This is a genomic window from Streptomyces sp. NPDC054840, from assembly GCF_053611065.1.
The window spans coordinates 1-2,294 of sequence record NZ_JBSGZP010000927.1; the positions used below are offsets into that span (position 1 = coordinate 1).

At 70.1% G+C, this 2,294-nt stretch carries 4 protein-coding genes; all 4 read right to left on the reverse strand.

Annotation, left to right across the window (positions count from 1 at the left end; translation table 11 throughout):
- Positions 1-123: 123 nt before the first annotated feature.
- Complete coding sequence (locus ACWGIU_RS36040; RefSeq protein WP_453712302.1) at positions 124-609, reverse strand: DUF3180 domain-containing protein; 486 nt, start codon at positions 607-609, stop codon at positions 124-126.
- Positions 610-655: 46 nt separating this feature from the next.
- Entirely contained in the window at positions 656-1,264 is a 609-nt protein-coding gene (gene folK, locus ACWGIU_RS36045) for a 2-amino-4-hydroxy-6-hydroxymethyldihydropteridine diphosphokinase (RefSeq protein WP_453712303.1), read from the reverse strand.
- Positions 1,261-1,620: a dihydroneopterin aldolase gene (folB, locus tag ACWGIU_RS36050; RefSeq protein WP_030010912.1), complete on the reverse strand. Its 360-nt coding sequence runs from the start codon at positions 1,618-1,620 to the stop codon at positions 1,261-1,263. The genes folK and folB overlap by 4 nt, the downstream gene beginning before the upstream one ends.
- Before the next feature lie 129 nt (positions 1,621-1,749).
- Positions 1,750-2,193: a nuclear transport factor 2 family protein gene (locus ACWGIU_RS36055; protein ID WP_453712304.1), complete on the reverse strand. Its 444-nt coding sequence runs from the start codon at positions 2,191-2,193 to the stop codon at positions 1,750-1,752.
- Positions 2,194-2,294 lie beyond the last annotated feature (101 nt).

Consider the following 2,294-nt stretch of genomic DNA (forward strand, 5'->3'; position numbering starts at 1 on the left):
GGCACCGCACCTCGCCGCGTTGTCGGAGCACCCAAGTACGTCCAGTACGCAGGCGCCCCTCCGCCTTGCGAGGCACAGCACCAGGCGACGCGGGCTTAACCGGCAAGATCCGAAAGAGACGACCTAGGCCTTGGCCGCGGCCTTGGCCGGGTCGTCGTCCTCGGGGAGCTTGAGCACGTGCTCCAGGAACAGGGCGGCGGCGATGACGGCCACGCCCGCCAGGACCGAGGCGCCGGCGTACCACGCCTGGTCGCGGCGGGCGGGGACGTCGAGGGAGTCGGTCAGCAGGAAGACGCCCACCCCGCCGTACATGCCCGCCACCAGCGCCGCCACCAGGGCGCTGGCCTGGCCGAAGACCACCGCGCGGGCCGCCATCAGCGGCTCCACGCCCTTGGCGCCCGGGCGGCGCTCGCGCTGGGCCTTGAGGCGGGCGCGCAGGGACAGGGCCGTGGCCAGCAGCACCGCCGCGATGACGCCCAGGACGATCGGCGCGGCCAGCGGAACGCCCGGCAGGGTGCCGTAGGTGTTCCACAGCCGCGCGCCCGCCCAGGACAGGATCCCGGCGACCACGAAGATGCCCGCCAGGACCCCCGGCCTCAGTTGCTTCACTTGCCCGTTCCCCACTTTCAGCGAGTAGCCGTGAACAGGCTAACGACTACTCGGGGAGGTGGAGTTCCAGGTCGGGTCGCGGCGTGACGCCGACCAGGCCGATTTCGGCCAGCAGCGCCGTGACCGGGCCGCGGCCCGGGATCCGGGCCTCCGGGTCGATGTCGTGCCAGGGGGCCAGCACGAAGGCGCGCTGGTGAGCGCGCGGGTGCGGGAGGGTGAGGACCGGGTCGTCGGAGACCCGGTCGGCGTACGCGACGATGTCCACGTCGATCGTGCGCGGGCCCCACCGCTCCTCGCGAACGCGGTCGAACGCCTCTTCGATGGCGTGCGCGCGCTCCAGGAGCGAGGACGGCGGCAGGGTGGTCTTCACAGAGAGGACCGCATTGAGGTACGAGGGCTGCGAGCCGGGCTCGACGCCCCACGGCTCGGTCTCGTAGACGGGGGAGACGGCCTTGACCCGCATGCCGGGGGTGTCGCCGAGGGCGTCGATGGCGCCCTGCAGCGTCTCCAGCCGGTTGCCGAGGTTGGCACCGAGCGCGATCACGGCCCATTTCGGGTTGGACAGCGTCACGTCCGCCGCGTCGACCGTCTCGACGACGGAGGCGGGTACCGGCTGGACGGTGGGGTCGCTCTGAGCGTTCAGTGCGTTGTTCATGCGCGGCTCCGGGTGATCGTGATGGTCACGTCGTCGAAGGGGACGGTGATGGGCGCGTCCGGCTTGTGGACGACTACCTCCACCTGCGCCACCGCTTCGTGCTTGAGGCACTGCTGGGCGATCCGCTCGGCCAGGGTTTCGATCAGATCGACGGGCTCACCCTGGACCACGTCGACGACTTCCTCGGCGACTACCCCGTAGTGCACGGTCTTAGCCAGGTCGTCCCCGGCCGCCGCGGGGCGGGTGTCGAGATGCAGCACGAGGTCGACGATGAAGGTCTGGCCTTCCTCGCGCTCCCGGGGGAAGACGCCGTGGTGCCCGCGAGCCTTGAGGCCGCGCAGCGCGACACGATCCACGCGAATCACTCCTGCTTTCGTAGGTGCTTCCGGTCCCGGGGCTCCCCAGGGCCATGGCTGCGCCGAGTGCGGTCGGCGTCGTCCGTCTTCGAATTTACCTGCGAAATACTCCGGATCCCGCCGGAGGGGTCAGGAGGTGCCCTCGTCCTCGTCGTCGTCGGACTCCGTGAGCACGGGAGAACCGTGGTGGGACCAGAGTCGCCAGCCCTCGGATGTGCGTCGGAACACATTCGTCGCGACGACCAGCTGGCCGACGAGCGGGCCGAGTTTCCCGCCGTCCTCGGCGGGGCCGCCGCTGAGGATGTTCTCCGTACACGTCACCAAGGCGGTATCACCTATTACGGCCACTTTGGTGTCGGTGAGGAAGAACTGGATGTAGTCGGTGTGCGACATGATGAGCGCGTACGAGCGCAGGACCTCGCCGCGGCCCGAGAGCACCGGCCAGCCGGGGTGGACGCAGGAGATCTCGTCCTCCAGCCAGAGCGCCGACAGTGAGTCGAAGTCCCCCCGCTCCATTGCCTCGTAGAAGGCCGTGTTGACCTCTTCGACCGCCTCGATGTCGGTTCTGCTCACGGTGCTCCTTGTCGGTGGATGAGGATCAGAGTGCCCCTTCGACGGCGCGGGCCACCCGTACGGCGTCCGCGGTCGCCCGTACCTCGTGCACCCGTACGGCC